The organism is Micromonospora sp. CNZ296, assembly GCF_007827635.1.
Window position 1 is genome coordinate 185999 of the sequence record NZ_VISW01000011.1, and the last position, 19353, is coordinate 205351.

Annotated in this window: 22 protein-coding genes; 8 read left to right on the forward strand and 14 right to left on the reverse strand. The window is 72.7% G+C overall.

Annotated elements, in window-relative coordinates; all coding sequences use genetic code 11:
- Positions 1-3: 3 nt before the first annotated feature.
- The 8 genes from FB455_RS19705 to FB455_RS19735 form a co-directional block, all read right to left on the reverse strand.
- Complete coding sequence (locus FB455_RS19705; protein WP_457113318.1) at positions 4-1221, reverse strand: hypothetical protein; 1218 nt, start codon at positions 1219-1221, stop codon at positions 4-6.
- Positions 1222-1277: 56 nt separating this feature from the next.
- The gene (locus FB455_RS19710; RefSeq protein WP_030273628.1) at positions 1278-1985 is read right to left on the reverse strand and encodes a SigE family RNA polymerase sigma factor; all 708 of its coding nucleotides are present in this window, start codon (positions 1983-1985) and stop codon (positions 1278-1280) included.
- Positions 1986-2078: 93 nt separating this feature from the next.
- Positions 2079-2930, reverse strand: coding sequence for a PH domain-containing protein (locus FB455_RS19715; RefSeq protein ID WP_091330263.1), 852 nt, complete (start codon positions 2928-2930; stop codon positions 2079-2081).
- Positions 2931-2936: 6 nt separating this feature from the next.
- Positions 2937-3095, reverse strand: coding sequence for a hypothetical protein (locus FB455_RS34350; RefSeq protein ID WP_013283898.1), 159 nt, complete (start codon positions 3093-3095; stop codon positions 2937-2939).
- A 118-nt stretch (positions 3096-3213) separates the two neighbouring features.
- A complete protein-coding gene (locus FB455_RS19720; RefSeq protein WP_316250298.1) occupies positions 3214-3912 on the reverse strand; it encodes a DUF6758 family protein in 699 nt (232 codons plus the stop codon).
- Positions 3913-4002: 90 nt separating this feature from the next.
- Positions 4003-4626 carry a TrmH family RNA methyltransferase gene (locus tag FB455_RS19725; protein ID WP_013283896.1) on the reverse strand — a complete coding sequence of 208 codons (624 nt, stop codon included), beginning with the start codon at positions 4624-4626 and terminating at the stop codon, positions 4003-4005.
- A gap of 34 nt (positions 4627-4660) precedes the next feature.
- A complete protein-coding gene (locus FB455_RS19730; protein ID WP_013473904.1) occupies positions 4661-5152 on the reverse strand; it encodes a hypothetical protein in 492 nt (163 codons plus the stop codon).
- 95 nt (positions 5153-5247) lie between these two features.
- Entirely contained in the window at positions 5248-5763 is a 516-nt protein-coding gene (locus tag FB455_RS19735) for a MaoC family dehydratase (RefSeq protein ID WP_013283894.1), read from the reverse strand.
- Positions 5764-6310: 547 nt separating this feature from the next.
- Here FB455_RS19735 and trxA point away from each other — a divergent pair.
- The 3 genes from trxA (at position 6311) to FB455_RS19750 (ending at position 9229) form a co-directional block, all read left to right on the forward strand.
- A complete protein-coding gene (trxA, locus tag FB455_RS19740) occupies positions 6311-6673 on the forward strand; it encodes a thioredoxin (protein WP_013283893.1) in 363 nt (120 codons plus the stop codon).
- Between the two features lie 110 nt (positions 6674-6783).
- Positions 6784-8886: an intein-containing Rv2578c family radical SAM protein gene (locus FB455_RS19745; protein WP_222434138.1), complete on the forward strand. Its 2103-nt coding sequence runs from the start codon at positions 6784-6786 to the stop codon at positions 8884-8886.
- Positions 8822-9229 carry a CoA-binding protein gene (locus FB455_RS19750; RefSeq protein WP_145754511.1) on the forward strand — a complete coding sequence of 136 codons (408 nt, stop codon included), beginning with the start codon at positions 8822-8824 and terminating at the stop codon, positions 9227-9229. The genes FB455_RS19745 and FB455_RS19750 overlap by 65 nt, the downstream gene beginning before the upstream one ends.
- On the opposite strand, the gene FB455_RS19755 is transcribed toward FB455_RS19750, so the two are convergent.
- Positions 9186-9842: a TetR/AcrR family transcriptional regulator gene (locus FB455_RS19755; RefSeq protein WP_013473901.1), complete on the reverse strand. Its 657-nt coding sequence runs from the start codon at positions 9840-9842 to the stop codon at positions 9186-9188. The two genes, FB455_RS19750 and FB455_RS19755, sit on opposite strands and share 44 nt — an antisense overlap.
- Before the next feature lie 89 nt (positions 9843-9931).
- Here FB455_RS19755 and FB455_RS19760 point away from each other — a divergent pair, with 89 nt between their 5' ends.
- Positions 9932-10585, forward strand: a complete 654-nt coding sequence (locus FB455_RS19760; RefSeq protein WP_145754513.1) for a PH domain-containing protein — start codon at positions 9932-9934, stop codon at positions 10583-10585.
- 9 nt (positions 10586-10594) lie between these two features.
- Here FB455_RS19760 and FB455_RS19765 read toward each other — a convergent pair whose 3' ends face one another.
- Positions 10595-11791 (reverse strand): acyl-CoA dehydrogenase family protein, encoded by a 1197-nt coding sequence (locus tag FB455_RS19765; protein WP_013283885.1) that lies wholly within the window; start codon positions 11789-11791, stop codon positions 10595-10597.
- A gap of 172 nt (positions 11792-11963) precedes the next feature.
- Here FB455_RS19765 and FB455_RS19770 point away from each other — a divergent pair, with 172 nt between their 5' ends.
- Positions 11964-12371, forward strand: a complete 408-nt coding sequence (locus FB455_RS19770) for a DUF4190 domain-containing protein (protein WP_013283884.1) — start codon at positions 11964-11966, stop codon at positions 12369-12371.
- A 3-nt stretch (positions 12372-12374) separates the two neighbouring features.
- Here the strand turns inward: FB455_RS19770 and FB455_RS19775 are convergent, their stop codons facing one another.
- Positions 12375-13265 (reverse strand): SDR family NAD(P)-dependent oxidoreductase, encoded by an 891-nt coding sequence (locus FB455_RS19775; protein ID WP_145754516.1) that lies wholly within the window; start codon positions 13263-13265, stop codon positions 12375-12377.
- Between the two features lie 116 nt (positions 13266-13381).
- On the opposite strand from FB455_RS19775, the gene FB455_RS19780 reads away from it, so the two are divergent.
- Positions 13382-13936 (forward strand): DUF4190 domain-containing protein, encoded by a 555-nt coding sequence (locus FB455_RS19780; RefSeq protein ID WP_145754518.1) that lies wholly within the window; start codon positions 13382-13384, stop codon positions 13934-13936.
- Positions 13937-13978: 42 nt separating this feature from the next.
- On the opposite strand, the gene FB455_RS19785 is transcribed toward FB455_RS19780, so the two are convergent.
- On the reverse strand, positions 13979-14935 hold the full coding sequence (locus tag FB455_RS19785; protein WP_013283881.1) for an HpcH/HpaI aldolase/citrate lyase family protein: 957 nt from the start codon (positions 14933-14935) through the stop codon (positions 13979-13981).
- 124 nt (positions 14936-15059) lie between these two features.
- Here FB455_RS19785 and FB455_RS19790 point away from each other — a divergent pair, with 124 nt between their 5' ends.
- The gene (locus FB455_RS19790) at positions 15060-15884 is read left to right on the forward strand and encodes an SDR family NAD(P)-dependent oxidoreductase (protein ID WP_162881502.1); all 825 of its coding nucleotides are present in this window, start codon (positions 15060-15062) and stop codon (positions 15882-15884) included.
- 18 nt (positions 15885-15902) lie between these two features.
- Positions 15903-16190 carry a hypothetical protein gene (locus tag FB455_RS19795; protein ID WP_145754521.1) on the forward strand — a complete coding sequence of 96 codons (288 nt, stop codon included), beginning with the start codon at positions 15903-15905 and terminating at the stop codon, positions 16188-16190.
- A gap of 2 nt (positions 16191-16192) precedes the next feature.
- Here the strand turns inward: FB455_RS19795 and FB455_RS19800 are convergent, their stop codons facing one another.
- Positions 16193-18325 carry an APC family permease gene (locus FB455_RS19800; protein WP_486481555.1) on the reverse strand — a complete coding sequence of 711 codons (2133 nt, stop codon included), beginning with the start codon at positions 18323-18325 and terminating at the stop codon, positions 16193-16195.
- Between the two features lie 66 nt (positions 18326-18391).
- Positions 18392-19348 (reverse strand): DMT family transporter, encoded by a 957-nt coding sequence (locus tag FB455_RS19805; RefSeq protein ID WP_145754528.1) that lies wholly within the window; start codon positions 19346-19348, stop codon positions 18392-18394.
- Positions 19349-19353 lie beyond the last annotated feature (5 nt).

The following is a 19353-nucleotide window of genomic DNA, read 5'->3' on the forward strand; positions in this document are numbered from 1 at the left end:
ACGCTACGCCCCGTCCGGCACCGTGGGGACGTCGGCCACCACCACCGGGCGGTCCTCCGGCGCCAGCCCTTCGACCTTCGAGGCCGTGGGCCGGTCACCGGCCAGCACCCGCTCGGGCTTGACCCGGACCAGCCCGCCGGTCGCGTCCACGTGCAGCGCCACCCCGGCCCGGGTCCAGGACACGCCGCCGGCCAGCACCGGGCCGGCCGGGTGGGTGACCGGGCTGGCCGGGTCGCGCAGGTCGACCAGGAGGGCGGTGCGCGACGTGCCGTTGGCGAGCAGCCACCGGCCGTCGAAGGAGACGGCGCCGAGTCCGTCGGTGGCCAGCTTCAGGCCACATCCGGTACGCACCGGGGCGAGGTCCCGGGCCGGGTCGAGCAGGGCCAGGCAGAGCTGCTGGTCCCGGCCGGCGGCGACCAGGCCGACCACCCGGCCGTCGGGCCGGGTGCCGTAGACGGTGCGGACGGCCGGGTTCACCGGGCCCGGCTGTCCGCCCAGCGCGCGGTTCCAGACGCTCATCCCGCCGTCGCCGGGCTGCCGGATCAGCACCGCGTCGCCGGTGAAGCCGACCGGCACGGCGCCCTCCGGCGCGGCGATCCGGACCGGCGCGATGAGCTGGCCGGCGACCACACCGGCGGCGATCACGTCCGTGCCGTCCCGCCAGGCGACCTGGCGGCCGTCCGGGGAGATCGCCACCGCGTCCGCGGCGGCGAGCATGACCTGCGGCGCGGCGCCACCGACCGGCACCCACCAGAGGGTACGGCCGGCGACGGTGGCCGCCGAGGTGAGCAGCCAGCCCTCCTGCTCGTGGATCCGCTGCGCCCGTTCGACGCCGCTCACCCCGGTCAGCTGCCGCCGTTCACCGCCGCTGGTGTCCAGCCGGTCACCGACGAGCAGGTCGAGTTCGGCGCGGACCGGCCCGAAGCGGGTGACCGAGGACGGCCCGGAGGGCGACGGGGACGGGAAGAGGACGGGCGGGTCGCCGAGCACCACTGTGGGCGTGCCGCCGTCGCCGCCGGGCGCGCTGAACTGGGCCACCCCGGTGGTGACGACAACGGTGGCGACCCCGGCCAGGGCCAGGCCGGTGAGCGTGCGCCGCCGGCCCGTGCGCCGCGCCCGGCGCAGGATCTCCCCGGCCGGGTCGGCGGGCAGCGGGCGGGACGTCTCGACGCGGCGGGACAGGGTCTCCCGCAGCGCCCGCTCCAGCTCGTCGTCGCTCACGGGGAATGGACGCTCCGGGCTGCCCGTCCGGTTGTCACCGTGCTGCCGGGTGCCGCTCATCGGCTCTTCGCCGCGATCGGGACGGCGGGGCGGACCGGAGCCGCGGGTGGGGCCGGTCGCGGCACCCGGGCGGCGGGCTGCCGCGCCGGGATACGGGTCGGCTCGGCGCCCCGGGCCGGCGGGACGGATCGGCCGGCTGCGGCGGGCGAGGCAGGCGGGGTCGCGGCTGGCGCGTCGGCCGGCGTGGGCAGGCTCAGGGCCGCCTCGGAGCCGAGCCGGCGGCGCAGCGTGTTCAGCGCACGGGAGGTCTGGCTCTTGACCGTGCCCGGGGAGATCTCCAGCAGCGCGGCTGTCTGCGCCTCGGACATGTCCTCGTAGAAGCGCAGCACCAGCACGGCGCGCTGCCGGGCCGGCAGCGCCTGGAGGTGCCGCCAGAGCGCGTCCCGGTCGAGTTGCTGCTCGATCTCGTCGACGCCGGCGCGCTCCGGCAGCACCTCGGTGGGGCGCTCGCCGTGCCAGCGGCGCCGCCACCAGCTGGTGGACGTGTTGACCATGACCCGGCGGGCGTACGGCTCGATGGCGTCGATCCCGCCGAGCCGCTTCCAGGCGAGGTAGGTCTTGGTCAGCGCGGTCTGGAGCAGATCCTCGGCGGTGGCCCAGTCACCGGCGAGCAGGTACGCGGTGCGCAGCAGTGCGCCGGACCGGGCCGCGACGAACTCGCGGAACTCCTCCTCCAGCGGATCTCTGCTCACCACCACACTCATCTCCCCCCGTCCTGCCTGGCAGAATGCCACGGCCTGCCCGGTCGGGTCGATGGCGGAAGGTGTGCAGTTCATCCGATGTTCGGACGAAAAGTTTCAGGCTCCGTCGTCGGCCTTGGCCTCGTCGGCTTCCTTGCCCAGCCGCGCCTCGACCGCCTGCGGCTCGTACATCTCCTCGACCACGCGCAGGTAGAGCTCGTTCGGGTTGGGCAGGTTCTTGATCACTCGGAGTGCCTGTTCCTGACCGGCGGACTCCAGCACGAACGTGCCGTAGTTGAGGGCGCGGCCGGTCGGGCTCTGCTCGTACTTCATGTCGGTGACCCGGGTGAGCGGCATCATCGCGACCTGCCGGGTGATGATCCCGTTGACCACCATCACCCGCTTGTTGGTCAGGATGAACCGGTCGTACCACCAGTCGGCGACCTTCCAGGCCACCCAGCCCATCACGGCGAACCAGAGCAGCACGGCGACGGTGGTCAACGCGCCGACGTCCCGCCCGGCGAGGAAGCCGGAGAGGTAGCCGAGCACGAACGTGGCCGCCACGCCGACGATGATCGGGGTGGTGAGGTGGATCCAGTGCCGCTTCCACTCGCCCCGGTAGCGCTCGGTGGGGAAGAGGTAACGCGCCACGAGCGAGCTGGGCTCGTCCTCCAGCGGCAGCACCCGGCGGGGTGCCATGCCGGAGGCGTCGGACCGCAGCCCGGCCAGCTCGTCCTCGGAGATCGGCTGGTCCGGGAAGCCGTCCGGGTCACGCGCCCAGGCCCGGCCGGACCGCCCCTCACCGGTGTAGGCGCTGCCGTAACCGGCGTCGTCCGCGTCCGCGTACGGGCCGGGGCCGTAACCGGCCGGGTCGTCCGGGTCGATCCGGGGGATCGGCTCGGTGTCGCGCTCCCGGCGTGCCCGGTCGGGGTCGTCCGGGTCGAAGGGTGGACCGGAGGGGCTTCCCATGGGCGGCTAGGCGACGAGGTTGGTGAAGAAGTCGCCGAAGCCCTGCGCGATGTCCATGATGCCGCCGCCGAGAGACTTGAAGACGTCGGCGGCGGAGTTGGGCCGGTACGCAACAAAGAAGATCAAGAATGCGATGCCGGCCCAGGTGAGGACCTTCTTGACCATAGCGGGCCATCCTCTCGCGCGGCGCCGGGTCCGTTTACCGCAGCGGCACCCAGAGTATCAGCATGGTGTCTTACCGTGAATATCTGCGTCCGCTCTCCGACTAGCCGTGGCAAGCCGGTCAGGCCCGCCCGTGCAGGTACGGAGATGGTGCGCCGTACACGAGTTCGGGCGGTGTCCACTCGGTGAGGTCGTGCAGCACGACTTCTTCCGCGAGGAGGTGACCCGCACTCGCCGGCCAGGCTATCGCATGGAGCCACATTCCCCGAGCCTCGCCGGCGTACGCGCTTCGATCCGTTTCGGAGCGAACGAGCCACAGTGGAGTCGGATGGCCGCCCACCCGGATCTTCGCGTGCGGCAGGCGCTCGGGATGACCAGGGCCGGGATCGGTGAGCGCCTCCTCCACCTGTGGGCCGGGGTCGGGTCCGGGCAGTCCCGCGAAGCGGGAACCGAGACCGACGCCGGGTTCCTCGGCGACGAAGATCAGGTCGGCCGGGCCACCGTCCAGGGGGGCCGGACCGGCGCAGGCGACGAGCGTGGCCCGTACGCCCGCGCGGTCGTCGCCCGCCCACGCCACGCCGGTGAGCGTCCAGCCCGGCGGGAGCGGCCACGGGCACCACAGCGGCATCCGGAGCCGGCCTGCCGGGTCGGGGTCGGCGGCCATCCGCTCGACCACGCTGGCCATGATCTCGGCACTGATGTGCTCCGGCACGTGCAGCGGCGCGACCGGGCCGCAGCGCACGCACCGGTGCTCGGCGTGCATCAGATCCGGCTCGCGCACCGGGCCCGCGCACTTCGGACAACTCACCGCGACAGTCACACCCTCACCGTCACCCCGGACCCGCGAGGCGTCAAGCGGGGCGGGCCGACGAACGTGGGATTTCCGTCCGGCGGTGGACCCACGCGGCGTTCAGTCCGGCGGCGGCCCGGCGTACGACCGGATCCAGGCGTGCATGGCGATGCCGCTGGCCACGCCCGCGTTGATGGACCGGGTCGAGCCGTACTGGGCGATCGAGAACAGCGCCTCGCACGCCGACCGGGCCACCGCCGACAGACCGGGCCCCTCCTGGCCGAACAGGAGCACGCAGCGGCGCGGCAGCACCGCGGTCTCCATCGGCCGGGAGCCGGGCAGGTTGTCGATCCCGACCACAGGCAACCGCTCGTCGCGCGCCCACGCGACGAACTCCTCGATCGTCGGGTGGTGCCGGACGTGCTGGTAGCGGTCGGTCACCATGGCACCCCGCCGGTTCCACCGCCGCCGCCCGACGATGTGCACCTCGGCGGCGAGGAAGGCGTTGGCGTTGCGGACCACGGTGCCGATGTTGAAGTCGTGCTGCCAGTTCTCGATCGCCACGTGGAAGTCGTGCCGGCGCCGGTCCAGGTCGGCCACCACCGCCTCGCGCCGCCAGTAGCGGTAGCGGTCCACCACGTTGCGCCGGTCCCCGGCGGTGAGCAGCTCCGGGTCGTAGCGCGGGTCGTCCGGCGGGTCACCGGGCCACGGCCCCACACCCACGTCGAGCTGGTCGTCGGTCACGGTTGCCGAGGGTACGGCCCGACGGCGTCCCCGGTCAGCGCAGGTCGAGCGCGCCGCCCAGCCGGTCGAGGAAGCGTGTGTCGGCGGGGCTCGACGCAGTCTGCCCGGCCCGGCACACCCGGGCGGCGACCGACTCCACCCACTGCCGGTACGCCGCCGAGTCGGCCGGGTCGGCACGGCGGCGCAGCACCCGTACCGCGGCCCGGGCGGCGGCCAGCAGGTCGACCAGGTCGGTGAGGCGCTCGTCCCGCTCGGTGGTCCCGTCGTGGCGGGCGTAGATGGCGGCCACCACGGCGCGGACGAGATCGCTGTCGAAGGCCCGGCCGGCGGCCACCGCGTCCAGGCCGGCCAGACCGGCGGCGACGCCACGCGGCGGGCGCCCGGGTCCGGGTGAGGCGGCGGCGACGAGGACGCGGCCCGGCAGGTCGGTCAGCAGGTCCCACTCCGCCGCCGAGTAGGCGGCGGTGGTGAGCGGTGCGGCACGGCGACCGGCGGAAGGCGGCTCTCCGGCTACGGAGTGGCTCATGGGAACCTCCAGCCCGAGCATATGCCCCCGGACGAGGTCCGGGCCCCGTCCCCGCCGAACGGAGAACGAGGCCCGGTGGCCGGACGGACGCGAGGTCAGCGCGGCTCGGGGAAGCTGGGACGCTCCGGGTCGACGCCGTCCGGGACGGCGGCGGCCGCGTACTCCTTCTTGGGGACCATGACCTTGCGGCGGAACACACAGACGAGCGTGCCGTCCTGGTTGTAGCCGCGGGTCTCGACCGCGACCACGCCGCGGTCGGGCTTCGAGGCCGACTCCCGCTTGTCCAGCACCGTCGTCTCGCCGTAGATGGTGTCGCCGTGGAACGTCGGTGCGACGTGCCGCAGCGACTCGATCTCCAGGTTGGCGATCGCCTTGCCGCTGACGTCCGGCACGGACATGCCCAGCAGCAGCGAGTAGATGTAGTTGCCGACCACCACGTTGCGCTTGAACTGCGAGGCGGACTCGGCGTAGTGCGCGTCCATGTGCAGCGGGTGGTGGTTCATGGTGAGCAGGCAGAAGAGGTGGTCGTCGTACTCGGTGACCGTCTTGCCCGGCCAGTGCCGGTAGACCGCGCCGACCTCGAACTCCTCGTAGTAGCGGCCGAACTGCATCCTTGTCCCCTTCACGGGCGGCGATGGAGTTCGGCACAGCATGCCTTATCGCTTGTTAAGGCGAGGGGCGGGGCGCTCGCCCGGCGGAAATGTCACACCGGGGGCCACCGAGGTCCGGACGCAATGAGCGGCGGGGCCCTCCCCGGCACCCGCCGCCCACGCTCTGATGCGAAGAATTCTGCCGTACGACCACCCGTCGCCGACAGAGACGGAGGTCACATTTACCTTTTCGTAACACTACTCAAAGTAACCGACACGAGGTCGATAAGCGATCTCCGCAGGCCGGATAGATGCTCGTCAAGCCCGAAGTTACCGAGACGTAGCGGAAACTGAGAGTGATCTCCTTGGAAACGCTCCCATCACGTCCCGTCACGCAAGTGCGGCGTGCATTTGCGTTCCGCACGAACGGAGCCAACAGATGGTGTTCGATGTGCTCAGGGTCACCGTCCCGGCGCTCAGCGTTTCGTCACCCCCGCGGCGGGAATTCGGACGGACTGACCCTGGTTCCACCGGACGTACGACAATCCGCGGTGATCGGAGAGAGCAAATGGCAACGGTTGAGCTGACCACGGCCAACTTTGACGAGGTGACCGGGCGCGACGGGATCGTCCTGCTCGACTTCTGGGCGGACTGGTGCGGCCCGTGCAAGCGCTTCGCCCCGGTCTACGAGCGCTCCTCGGAGAAGCACCCGGACATCGCCTTCGGCAAGGTCGACACCGAGGCGCAGCAGGAGCTGGCGGCGAAGTTCAACATCAGCTCCATCCCGACGATCATGGCGATCCGTGACGGCGTGATCGTCTTCGCCCAGCCGGGCGCGCTGCCGGAGTCGGCGCTGGAGAACCTCATCGAGCAGGTCCAGGCGCTGGACATGGACGACGTCCGCAAGAAGCTGGCCGAGCACAACCACTGACGTTCCACACGCCGCCGGCCGGTGCCCTGCTTCGGGCGCCGGCCGGCGGCGTTTCCGTACCGCGGCGGGCTCGCTTGCGCTTTGTTCGAACACGTGTTCGAATGAACCCCATGCGCTGGGACAACCTCTCCGCTCCCCCGGACGAGGGGACTCCCGATCGGGCGGCGCCGGCGGCTCCACCCCTGCCGCTGGCGCTGCCCGGCGCCGTCGCCCGCACGTTCGACACCCCGGGCTTCGCCGGCATGACCTTCTACGAGGTCCACGCCAAGTCGATCATCAACCGGGTGCCCGGCCGGTCGCGCGTGCCGTTCGAGTGGACGATCAACCCCTACCGGGGCTGCTCGCACGCCTGCGTCTACTGCCTGGGCGGCGACACTCCGATCCTGATGGCCGACGGCCGCACCAGGGCGATCAGCGAGCTGGAGCCCGGCGACCGGATCTACGGCACCCGGCGCAGCGGCGCCTACCGCCACTACGTCGTCACCACGGTGCTCGACAAGTGGTCAACGGTGAAGCGGGCCCACCGGGTCACACTGGCCGACGGCACCACGCTCGTCGCCAGCGGCGACCACCGGTTCCTCACCGAACGCGGCTGGAAGCACGTCACCGGGACCATGCGCGGCGGCGGACGCCGTCCGCACCTGACCACCCGCAACCGCCTGCTGGGCACCGGCGGGTTCGCGGTGGCGCCGAAGCGCTCGGCCGACTACCGCCGCGGCTACCTGCACGCCCTGGTCCGCGACGACGGCCACTCCGGTCACCGGCGCGACACCCGGTTCCGGCTGGCCACCGCCGAGGCGGAGGCGCTGGACCGGGCCGAACGCTATCTGGCCGACGCGGGGGTCACCGTCGAGCGGGCCACCGTCGTCCGGGTCGGCCGCCGGGCGACGACCACTGTGGTACGCACTTCCGGCCCGGCCGACGTCGTCACCGGGCTGTTCGAGCCGATCGACGAGACGACTGACGACTGGGCGCTGGGCTACCTGGCCGGCATGTTCGACGCCGCCGGCACCTGCCACCGGGGCGTGTTCCGGATCAGCGTCGCCGACGACGAGAGCCAGGCCCGCGCGGCCGCGGCGCTGGAGCGTTTCGACTTCCGGTGGGCGCTCGACGTGCCCGGCGCACCGGGAGCGGCGCGTCAGCTCCGGCTGACCGGCGGGCTGCCGGAGCGGCTGCGCTTCTTCCACCTCACCGACCCGGCCGTCACCGCCCGGCGCTCGATCGAGGGCATGGCGCTCAAGTGCGCGGCGCAGCTCCAGGTGACAGCCGTCGAGGACCTCGGCCTGGAGCTTCCGCTGTGGGACATCACCACCGGCACCGGCGACTTCATCGCCAACGGCGTGGTCAGCCACAACTGCTTCGCCCGCAACACCCACACCTACCTCGACCTGGACCCGGGCGCCGACTTCGACCGCAAGGTGATCGTCAAGGTCAACGCCGGTGAGCTGGTCCGCCGCGAACTGGCCGCGCCTCGCTGGCGCGGCGCGCACGTCGCCATGGGCACCAACGTGGACTGTTACCAGCGGGCCGAGGGCCGCTACGGCCTGATGCCGCCGATCATCGAGGCGCTGCGGGACTTCGCGAACCCGTTCTCCATCCTGACGAAGGGCACGCTGCTGCTGCGCGACCTGCCCCTGTTGCGCCAGGCGGCCGAGGTGACACGGGTCGGGCTGTCGTACTCGGTGGGGTTCGTCGACGAGGCGCTCTGGCGGGCGGCCGAGCCTGGTACGCCGAGCCCGCGCCGCCGCCTCGACGCGGTCCGCACCCTCACCGACGCCGGCTTCTCCGTCGGCGTGCTGATGGCGCCGATCCTGCCCGGCCTCAGCGACGACGAGGAGTCCATCGACGCCACTGTCGCGGCGATCGCCGCCTCCGGGGCGGCGAGCGTGACGCCGCTGCCGCTGCACCTGCGGCCCGGTGCCCGGGAGTGGTACGCCCGCTGGCTCGCCCGGGAGTTCCCCCACCTGGTGCCCCGCTACCGGCAGCTCTACCAGGCCGGCTCATACGCGCCGCAGGCGTACCAGCGGGAGGTGACAGCGCGGGTGCGGATGGCGGCACGCCGACACGGGCTGAACCGCGGCGAGACCGGCGACAATCGCCGGCTGCCCGAGACCCCGCCGCCCGCACCGGCGGGGCTAGTCTCGGGGAATGCGTTCCGCTCAGCAGATCCTCGCCGACTCCGCCGTGATCGCCGTCGTGGGCGCCTCCCGTGATCCGGGCAAGGCCGCGCACCGCGTACCGCTGGAGATGCAGCGGCACGGGTGGCGGATCATCCCGGTCAACCCGACTGTGGACGAGCTGTTCGGCGAGAAGGCGTACCCGGCGCTCGCCGACATCCCGCACCCGGTCGACCTGGTCGACGTGTTCCGCCCGGCCCGCGACGCGGTCGACGTGGTGCGGCAGGCGGTGGCGATCGGCGCCCCGGCGGTGTGGTTGCAGCTCGGGATCTTCTCGGACGAGGCGCGCCGGATCGCCGAGGAGGCCGGCCTCGACTACGTCGAGGACAAGTGCCTCATCGTCGAGCGGGCCGCCGCCGGCCTGACCCGTCGCGACTGACGGCTCCGGGCGGGGGCTCGGGCCCGAAGATCAGGTCGAGCTGGGCGTCGAGCGCGGCCAACGCGGTCTCCGGGGGGTAGTGACCGCCGAGCACGTAGATGCCGAGACCCTCCATCACCGCGAGCAGCCCGACCGCGGCCCGTTCCGGGTCCACCCGGCCGTCCGCGACGAACGGTGAGCCGGTGGCGATCTGCCCGGCCACGAAGGCCAGCAGCGCGGCCGTCTCGTCGTGCAGCGCGGCGGCCACGGCCGGCCGGACGGCGGTGTACGCGAGGAACGCCAGGGCCACCCGCCCGTCCGCCCGCCGGTCCTCGTCCAGCGGCAGCAGCTCGGCCAGCATGGCCCGCAGCAGCGCCCGGGGCGCCGGAGTCGCGCCGAGCGGCTCGACCGCCTTCCGGACCCGGGCCTCGTTGCGCTCGCGCACCACGGCGAGCGCGAAGACCATCATCTCGTCCCGGGTGCGGAAGTAGTGCTGCACCATCCCGGTGCTGACCTCGGCGGCGGCGGCCACGTGGCGCAGGCTGACCGCCTCCAGGCCCTGTTCGGCAGCGACCCGCATCAGCGCGTCGGCGATCAGCGCGCGACGCTCCCGGTGGTCGACCCGCTTCGGCATGTCCCCATGGTTTCACAATACGACTGCATTGACACACCGCCGACACGCGTTTTACATTGCAGTTGTATTGAAAAAGAGGGGGTGCGGTCATGGAACGGGCGATCCGGCTGGCGCGGCGTGCGGTGGCGTACGAGTGGGGCATGTGGCGCAGCCTCACCCGGTGGATCCTGCGCCGCCCGTATCCGGTCGCCCCGGGCGCGGGGACGTACGCCTACGTCGGCGGCGTGCAGCCGATCCTGCTGGCCTTCATCGCCCTGTCCACGATCGAGATCCCGATCCTCGACGTGATCCTGCGGCACACGGTCGACCAGCCGACAGTGCGGCACGCGGCGATCGCGCTCGGCGTCTGGGGTGTGCTGTGGATGATCGGGCTGCTGGCCGCCCTCCGGATCCATCCGCACGTCGTCGACGACGCCGGCCTGCGGGTGCGCAACGGCACCTCGGTCGACGTCACGATCCCGTGGAGCGCGGTCGCCCGGGTGGCGGTCCGCCGCCGGTCACTGCCGTCCAGCCGGGCCGTCCAGTACGACGCGGACGACCCGGCGGTGCTCAACCTCGGCGTCGGCAGCCAGACGGCGGTCGACGTGGTGCTGCGCGAGCCGCTGTCGGTACGGCTGCCGAAGGGGCCGAGCGAGCCGGTACGGGAGATCCGGCTGTACGCCGACGACCCGACGGCGCTGGCCGAGCACGCGCGGCGGCACCTGCCCGCCGCCGAGCAGGCAGCGCGCCGGCCCGAGCGGTGAGCCGGGCCCCTACTGCTTGTACTGCTTGAGCAGACCGCGCGAGATGATCGTCTTCTGGATCTCCGAGGTGCCCTCGCCGATCAGCAGGAACGGCGCCTCGCGCATCAGGCGCTCGATCTCGTACTCCTTGGAGTAGCCGTAGCCGCCGTGGATCCGGAACGCCTCCTGCACCACCTCGGCGCAGTACTCGGACGCGAGCAGCTTCGCCATGCCCGCCTCGACGTCGTTGCGCTGGCCGGCGTCCTTGAGCCGGGCCGCGTTGACCATGAGCGCGTGCGCGGCCTCGATCTTCGTACCCATCTCGGCGAGCTTGAACGCGACGGCCTGGTGCCTGGCGAGCGGCTGGCCGAAGGTGTGGCGCTGCTGGGCGTACGCGACCGCCAGCTCGAACGCCCGGATCGAGATGCCGCAGGCGCGGGCCGCGACGTTGACGCGGCCGACCTCGATGCCGTCCATCATCTGGTAGAAGCCGCGGCCGACCTTCTCCTCGCCGCCGAGCACGGCGGAGGCGGGCACCGTGACGCCGTCGAGCACCATCTCGGTGGTCTCGACGCCCTTGTAGCCCATCTTGTCGATCTTGCCGGGGATGGTGAGGCCGGGCGCGGTCTCGCCGAAGCCGGGCTCCTTCTCCAGCAGGAAGGTGCTCATGTTGCCGTAGACCGAGTCGGCCCCGGTGTCGGTCTTGACCAGGGTGGCCACCACCGACGAGTACGCCCCGTTGGTCAGCCACATCTTCTGGCCGTTGAGGACGTAGTTGTCGCCGTCGCGGACGGCCTTCGACTTGATCGCCGAGACGTCCGAGCCGCACTCGGGCTCCGACATCGAGAACGCGCCCCGCACCTCGCCGGTGGCCATCCGGGGCAGCAGCCGGGCCTTCTGGTCGGCCGAGCCGTGCTGCGAGATCAGGTACGCCACGATGAAGTGGGTGTTGACGATGCCGGAGATCGACATCCAGCCCCGGGACAGCTCCTCGACCACGAGCGCGTAGGTCAGCAGGGACTCGCCCAGGCCGCCGTACTCCTCGTCGATGGTGAGGCCGAACAGCCCCATCTCGCGCATCCCGTCGAGGATGTCGCTCGGGTACTCGTCGGCGTGCTCCAGCCGCTGCGCGTGCGGGATGATCTCCTTGTCGGCGAACTCCCGGACGGTTTCCAGGATCGACCGCTGCACGTCGGTCAGTCCGGGTGTCTGGGCGAGTCGGGCCATCTCAGCCTCCGGGGTCGGCGCCTTACTCATGGGTAACTGAACGCTCGGTCAGTATCGGTCCCGCGACCGGCCGCGCCAAGGTGACCAGTCCACACAACCGCTGTGAAAAGGTTCACCGCTGCGGGTAGCGTCCGCAAGAGAAAGGGCCGTCGACCTGGGGAAAGGGGCGCCCGTGACCGACGAGCAGCCACCGTCGCCGTACGAGCCGCCGTCGCACGGCCAGCCGTACGGGCAGCCGCAGTACGGCCAGCAGCACCCGCAGTGGGGCCAGCAACCCCCGTACGCACCGCAGCCGCCCTACGGCCAGTACGGCCCGCCCGGCCAGGGGCCGGGACCAGGCCCCCGTGGCACGAACGTGCTCGCCATCCTGTCGCTCGTCTTCGCGTTCGTCTTCGCGCCCGCCGGCATCGTCTGCGGCCACCTGGCCAAGCGGCAGATCCGGCAGACCGGCGAGGACGGCGACCAGCTCGCCAACTGGGGGCTGATCCTCAGCTACATCTTCACCGCGATCGGCCTGCTGGTCTGCTGCGGCTGGATCGGGCTGGCGATCTGGGCCAACTCCGACAACGGCACCTACTGACAGTCAGCGGAACTGCGCCTCCCGGACGCTGTTGCCGCCGTCGACCACGAGCATCTGCCCGGTGATGTACGACGCGGCCGGCGAGCAGAGGAACGCGATGGCCGCGGCCACCTCGTCCGGCGTGCCGGGACGCCCGACCGGCGTACCCAGGCCCTGCTTGATCTCGGCCATGGTGGACGCCGCGGTGTGGATGATTCCGGGCGCCACCGCGTTCACCGTCACCCCGTCGGCGATCATCTCCATCGCCAGCGCCCGGGTCAGCCCGACCACACCGGCCTTGGCCGCCGCGTAGGCCGCCTCGGTGGGCAGCGCGTTGACCGGCCCGGCGGTGGCGGCCAGGTTGACGATCCGGCCCCAGCCCCGCTCGGCCATGCCGCCGATGAACGCGCGGCTGCACAGGAATGCGGTGGTCAGGTTGCGGTCGATCTCGCCGCGCCACTCGTCGTACGTCAGCTGGGCCACCGGTCGCAGCACCTCCGGGCTGGCCCGGCTGGCCAGGCCCGCGTTGTTCACCAGCACCTCGACGTCGCCGAGCTGCTCGGCCACCGCGTCGGCGAGCGCGCCCACCTCCGACTCGTCGGTGAGGTCGGCGACGAAACCGGTGACGCCCAGCTCGCCCGCGCGTTCGTGGATGCGCCTCGTGGTGGACACGATCGCCACCCGGGCGCCCAGGTCGGACAGCCGGCGCGCGGTCGCGTACCCGATGCCGTCCGGGCTGCCCGCGCCGGTCACCAGCGCGACCCGGCCGTCCAGGCGCATGGTGGCCGGTTCCGGCAGCGGCGCCGGCCGTTCGGAGTCGGCGGTGCCGGCCGGCTCGCCGGCGCGCGGGCGCCGCACCGACCCCGGCCGGCTCATGTCCCGTCGCGACCGACCCCCACGCGCGTCAAGTGCCATGCCGAGGATCCTGCCCCGTGCCGACCCCACGGGCAACGCGGTGGCCGGAAAGGGGACGTCCGTGTCGCGCGCAAGGTGGCTACCCTGAGCGCGACCACGTACCTGGAGATGATCAGATGACCTATCCCCCACCGTCCGGTGGCTGGCAGGGCCCCTCGGCGGCCGGGCCGCAGTCGAGCCCACCGGCCGATCCGATGGCCGGCAATCCCATCCCGGCCCAGCCCACCTCGGCGGACCCGTACGCGTCCGCCGACCCGTACGCCGGCATGAAGTCCGCCGACCCGTACGCGGCGGCCGGTTACCCGCCGGGCGCCTATCCGCAGCCGGGCGCGTACCCGCCCCCGGGTGGTTATCCCGGATACGGGTACCCCTCCGGACCGAAGCAGAACGGCCTGGCCATCGCCGCGATGGTCATTTCGATCGTCGGCGCGCTCGGCCTCTGCGGTTACGGCCTCGGCGGCTACATCGGCGTGGTGGGCGCGATCCTCGGCCACGTGTCCCGTAAGCAGATCAGGGAGCGCGGCGAGGGCGGCGAGGGCTTCGCCACCGCAGGCATCATCGTCGGCTGGATCGCCACCGTGCTGGCCGTGCTGGCCACCGCCGCCATCGTGATCTTCATTGTCTGGGCGGCCAACCAGGACTCGTCCGGCTACGACAGCACGACCTACTGAACTCGGCGGGCCGCCCCGCGAACTCGGGGCGGCCCGGGCCGGTCACTCCGAGGGCGGGGTGAACGAGGAGGTACGGGACATGCCGGCGGCGCGTCCCTTGGCGGCGATCACCAGCGCCATCTTGCGGGACGCCTCGTCGATCATCTCGTCGCCGAGCATCACCGCGCCGAGCTTCCCGCCCGCCTCCGAGGTGTAGTAGTCGTACGCGTCGAGGATCAGCTCGGCGTGGTCGTAGTCGGCCTGCGCCGGGGAGTAGACCTCGTTCGCGGCGTCGATCTGGCCGGGGTGCAGCACCCACTTGCCGTCGAAGCCCAGCGCCGCCGAGCGCTTCGCCACCTCGCGGAACGCGTCCACGTCCCGGATCTGCAGGAACGGGCCGTCGATGGCCTGCTTGTCGTGCATCCGCGCGGCCATCAGGATGCGCATGAGGATGTAGTGGTACGGGTCGCCCGGGTAGTCCGGGATCAGCGCGCCGACCACCAGCGACTTCATGTTGATCGAGGCCATGAAGTCGGCCGGGCCGAAGATGATCGTCTCGACCCGGGGCGAGGCGCCGGCGATGGCGTCCACGTTCACCAGCCCGGCCGCGTTCTCGATCTGTGCCTCGATGCCGATCCGGCCCACCTCCAGGCCGAGCGTCTTCTCGATCTGGGTGAGCAGCAGGTCCAGCCAGTGCACCTGCTCGGCGTTCTGCACCTTCGGCAGCATGATGCAGTCCAGGTTCGCCCCGGCGCCCTCGACCACCTCGATGACGTCCCGGTAGGTCCACGGCGTGGTCAGGTCGTTGACCCGGACCACGCGGGTCTTGCCCGCCCAGTCGCCCTCGTTCAGCGCGGCCACGATGTTCTTGCGCGCGTCCGGCTTGGCCAGCGGGGCGACCGCGTCCTCCAGGTCCAGGAAGACCTGGTCGGCGGGGAGGCCCTGGGCCTTGCCGAGCATTTTGACGCTGGAGCCGGGTACCGCCAGGCAGGATCGGCGGGGACGACCGACAGCGGTCATGGATGCGCTCCTTCCAGCGTCCGGCGCGAGTGCCGGCGCAGCGGTGGATTTCGAGAACTTAACGATCCCAAAGGGCGTGGTGACGCCACGGTAACCTCGTGCCGTGACCGGGGTGAATGGACCTGTGGAAGATCTCACTGAGCGTCGGATCGTGGTGCTGACCGGGGCCAGCTCCGGCATCGGGCTGGCTGCCGCGGAGGAACTGGCGCGCCGCGGTGACCAGGTGGTGCTGGTCGGCCGCGACCCGGCCCGGCTGCGCGCCGCGGGCGAACGGGTCCGCGAGTGCTGCGGCGAGCAGCCGGAGCTGTTCCGCGCCGACTTCGCGGTGCTCGACGACGTACGCGGGCTCGCCGAGCGGTTACGCGAGCGGTACGACCGGATCGACGTGCTCGCCAACAACGCCGGCGCGATCGTGCTGGAACCGATCACCACGGTCGACGGGTTCGAGCTGAGCATGCAGGCCAACCACCTCGCCCCGTTCCTGCTCAGCAACCTGCTGCGGGACCGGATCGGGCGGATGGTGGTCACCGGATCGGACGCGCACCGCAGCGGTGTGCTGGACCCGGACGACCTCAACTCCGCGTTGCGCTCCTACCGGCCGTTCCGCGCGTACGGCACCAGCAAGCAGGCGAACATCCTGTTCACCGCCGAGGCGGCGCGACGCTGGCCGGAGGTGCCGGCGCACGTGTTCCACCCCGGCGTGGTGCGTACCCGCTTCGGCAACGAGAGCCGGATCGTGGCGCTCGGCATGCGGCTGCTGCCGTTCCGCAGCCCGGAGAAGGGCGCGGAGACGCTCGTCTGGCTCGCCTGCCAGGATCCGGCCCGGCTGATCGACGGCGGCTACTACGCCGACCGCAAGCCGCACCGGCCCCGGCCCAAGGCCGCCGACCCGGCGCTGGCCGCCCGGCTCTGGACGGCCAGCGCGAAGGCGCTCGGGCTGGACGCCTGACGGAACCGAGAGGAACACATGACCACGGAGCAAGCGGTCCTGCTGGTCGCGCTCGTCGACCTGAGCGCCGACGTGAACGCCGGGCGGCGGTACGAGGACGCGGTGCTGGCGCTGCTCGGCCGGCACGGCGGCGAGTTGGAACGGCGGCTGCGCACCGGGGACGGGGAGACCGAGGTGCACGTCATCCGGTTCGCCGCCCGCGCCGGGCTCGACGCGTTCCTGGTCGACCCGGAGCGCGTCGCGCTGCGCGCCGAGCTGGGCGACGCGGCCCCCGCCACCCGGGTGCTGGAGGTCCACGACGTCTGAGGTCACGACACGTGCACCGGGACGCTCGTGACCACCACGCCGGGCAGCGCGCGCAACGCGACCCGTAGCCGCTGCTCGGCGCGGCTGTGCAGCAGCCGGTACCGCCGCCGGCGCAGCACCACCTCCGGCACGATCACGGTGAGCGTCAGGTCCGGGCTCGCGGCGTGCAGCGCCTCCAGGTAGTGCGCCAGCGGCCCGATCACCGACCGGTACGGCGACACGATCGTCTCCAGCCGCAGGTGGTCCCCCCAGGCCCGCCACTGTTCCCGGAACCGGTCCGCCTCGGCCTCCTCGGGAGCGAGGTGCACGGCGAGCGTCGGCCGCCCGAGTGACGTCGCGTACGCCAGCGCGCGCAGCGACGCCCGGTTCAGCCGGGCCACCGGCACGACCACCAGGTGGCGTACCTGCTGGGGCAGTTCGTCGCCCTCGGCGGGCGGCGCGGACGGCGGCGGATGCAGAGCCAGCGCGTGGTGCAGCCGGGCGTAGTGCCTGTGGATCCGGCGGAACAGCAGCACGAGCAGCGGCACGGCGAGCACCACCACCCAGGCGCCCTCGGTGAACTTGGCGACCGCCGCGGTCAGCAGCACCAGCCCGGACAGCGCCGCCCCGGCCGCGTTGACGGCGAGCCGGCGGCGCCATCCCGGCCCCCGGTGGCGCCGCCAGTGCACCACCATCCCGGTCTGGGACAGCGTGAAGGCGAGGAACACGCCCACCGCGTACAGCGGGATCAGCCGCTCGGTGTGCCCGCCGAACGCGACGAACACCGCCGCTGCGGTCAGCGCCAGCGCCACCAGCCCGTTGCTGAACGCCAGCCGGTCACCCATGTGCAGGAACCGGCGCGGCGCGTGCCCGTCGCGGGCCATGAAGAACAGCAGCCGGGGGAAGTCGTTGAACGCCGTGTTCGCGGCGAGCAGCAGGATCAGCGCGGTGGTGGCCTGGAGGATCGCGTACCCGGGCCCGCTCGGGAACGTCACCCGGCCGAGTTGGGACAGCAGCGTCTCGTCCGCCCGGGGCACCAGGCCGTCGAGGTGGATCAGCCCGACCAGGCCGGCGAACAGCGTGACGAGCATGGCGACCATCCAGCCGAGCGTGGTGCGGGCGTTGCGCCACTCGGTCGGGCGGAACGCGGGCACCGCGTTGGAGACCGCCTCGATGCCGGTCATCGACACCGCGCCGGAGGAGAACGCCCGCAGCACCAGCAGCAGGCTCAGGCCCTCGGCGGCGGGCACCGACGGCGGCGGCACCGGTGCGAAACCCCGCGCCGCGGCCTTCGCGTAACCCACAGCCAGCACCGCGAGCAGCACCACCACGAACGCGTACGTGGGCAGCACGAAGATGTTCCCCGCGGTGCGTACGCCGCGCAGGTTGCCGGCGAGCAGCACCGCGATCACCAGCACCCCGAGCGGCACCGCCCACGAGCTGAGCCCGGGTAGCGCCGAGGTGACCGCGTGCACCCCGGCCGCCACCGACACGGACACGGTCAGCACGTAGTCGAGCATCAGCCCGGCCGCGGCGGCGAGTCCCGGCGTACGCCCGAGGTTGTCCCCCGCGACGATGTAGGAGCCGGCGCCGTGCGGATAGGCCGGGATGGTCTGGCGGTAGGAGAGGCCGACGGCGACCATCAGCACCACGAGCACGGCGGCGAGCGGCAGGGCCAGTCCGAGCGCGGCGCTCCCGGCCAGCACCAGCACGGCGAGCATCGCCTCCGGCCCGTACGCCACGGAGCTGAGCAGGTCGGAGGAGAGCACCGGCAGCGCGACGAGTTTGCGCATCCGCTCGTAGAGCACCGACGCGCTGGACAGCGGCGGCCCGAGCAGGGCCCGGCGGACCCGGGCGGCGGTCCGGCCGGCCCGGTCACCGGGCAGGTCGGCCGCACCGGTGGCGACCAGTTCGTCCGGCTGCGCCACCGTGAACATGTCGATCGGCGCCAGCCGGCCGAACCGGGTGGGCGCCGGGTGCCGGTCGTGCCGCCCGAGCGTCGGGTCGACCGGCAGGTCGTCGGCGCGGCGCGGGCCGCGCCAGCGCTCACCGATCCGGCCGAGCGCCGCCCGTTCCTCGTCGCCGAGCGGCGGGAACTCGGCCGAGGGCGTGACGACGGTGCCCGCCTCCGCCGCGTCGTCCCGGTCCGCCCCCACCCTGAGCACTTTCGTGCAAACCGGACGGCCCGGTGGCCGGAACGGCGCGACTTCGCCCCGACCGGCTCAGTCGCCGAGCGGCGTCGGGTCGGCGGGGGCCGCGACCGGCGCGACGCGACGGCCGGCGCGCGCGCCGCCGAGCACCACCACCGCAACGCCGGCCAGCAGCAGCGCCAGGCCCGGCAGGGCCAGCGGCCGGGGCAACTGCCCCAGCCACACCCAGCCGATCAGCGCCGCGCCGGGCGCCTCCAGCAGGATCAGCACGCTGACTGTGGTCGCGGAGACCCGGTGCAGGGCGTAGTTGAACATCGAGTGGCCGAGCAGCTGGGCGCCCGCCACCAGGCCGAGGATCGCCAGCCAGGTCGCGCCGTCGAAGCCGTGCAGGCGTACGCCGCCGACCAGGCACACCACGAGCAGGATCGCCGCGCAGACGCCGTAGCAGACGGTGGTGTAGGTGGTGGTGCTGATGCTGGCCCGGGCCCGCTCGCCGAAGGCGGTGTAGACGGCCGCGAACAGTCCGCCGACCACCGCGAGCAGGTCGCCGGCGAACGCCCGGCCGGAGACGCCGAAGTCGGCGCCGGTGGCGAGCACCGCGCCGAGCACCGCCACCGCGATTCCGGCCCACACCGCCGTCGGCAGCCGCCGCCCCTGCCCTCGGGCGATCAGCCCCTGCCACACCGGCTGCGTCGCCCCGAGCGCGGTCGCGGCCGCCACCGAGGTGAGCTGCGCGCTCGGCATCCAGGTGGCGAAGTGGGCGGCCAGGGCGACCCCGGAGAGTACGCAGTAGAGCCCCTCGCGCCGGCCCGGCCCGGCTGTCAGCGCCCGGAGTTCGGCGCGCCTCCTGGTCAACGCGACAGGGCCCAGGACCGCCACCGACAACGCGGTACGCCAGAACGCCACTGCCAGCGCCGACGCGGCGGCGAACGCCACGAGCGGCGCCGAGGACGAGACCGAGGCGACGGCCAGGGCGAGCGCGCCCACCGTCAGCGCGTCGAGCGGCGGGCGATGCGGAACGGTCGGCACGAACG

Coding starts and splice junctions, on each gene's coding strand:
- FB455_RS19780 (WP_145754518.1), top strand. CDS start 13,382: ATGACCTATCCCCCACCGTCCGGTGGCTGGCAGGGCCCCTCGGCGGCC.
- FB455_RS19730 (WP_013473904.1), bottom strand. CDS start 5,152: ATGAGCCACTCCGTAGCCGGAGAGCCGCCTTCCGCCGGTCGCCGTGCC.
- FB455_RS19795 (WP_145754521.1), top strand. CDS start 15,903: ATGACCACGGAGCAAGCGGTCCTGCTGGTCGCGCTCGTCGACCTGAGC.
- trxA (WP_013283893.1), top strand. CDS start 6,311: ATGGCAACGGTTGAGCTGACCACGGCCAACTTTGACGAGGTGACCGGG.
- FB455_RS19785 (WP_013283881.1), bottom strand. CDS start 14,935: ATGACCGCTGTCGGTCGTCCCCGCCGATCCTGCCTGGCGGTACCCGGC.
- FB455_RS34350 (WP_013283898.1), bottom strand. CDS start 3,095: ATGGTCAAGAAGGTCCTCACCTGGGCCGGCATCGCATTCTTGATCTTC.
- FB455_RS19715 (WP_091330263.1), bottom strand. CDS start 2,930: ATGGGAAGCCCCTCCGGTCCACCCTTCGACCCGGACGACCCCGACCGG.
- FB455_RS19750 (WP_145754511.1), top strand. CDS start 8,822: ATGCGTTCCGCTCAGCAGATCCTCGCCGACTCCGCCGTGATCGCCGTC.
- FB455_RS19775 (WP_145754516.1), bottom strand. CDS start 13,265: ATGGCACTTGACGCGCGTGGGGGTCGGTCGCGACGGGACATGAGCCGG.
- FB455_RS19735 (WP_013283894.1), bottom strand. CDS start 5,763: ATGCAGTTCGGCCGCTACTACGAGGAGTTCGAGGTCGGCGCGGTCTAC.
- FB455_RS19760 (WP_145754513.1), top strand. CDS start 9,932: ATGGAACGGGCGATCCGGCTGGCGCGGCGTGCGGTGGCGTACGAGTGG.
- FB455_RS19745 (WP_222434138.1), top strand. CDS start 6,784: ATGCGCTGGGACAACCTCTCCGCTCCCCCGGACGAGGGGACTCCCGAT.
- FB455_RS19710 (WP_030273628.1), bottom strand. CDS start 1,985: ATGAGTGTGGTGGTGAGCAGAGATCCGCTGGAGGAGGAGTTCCGCGAG.
- FB455_RS19765 (WP_013283885.1), bottom strand. CDS start 11,791: ATGGCCCGACTCGCCCAGACACCCGGACTGACCGACGTGCAGCGGTCG.
- FB455_RS19755 (WP_013473901.1), bottom strand. CDS start 9,842: ATGCCGAAGCGGGTCGACCACCGGGAGCGTCGCGCGCTGATCGCCGAC.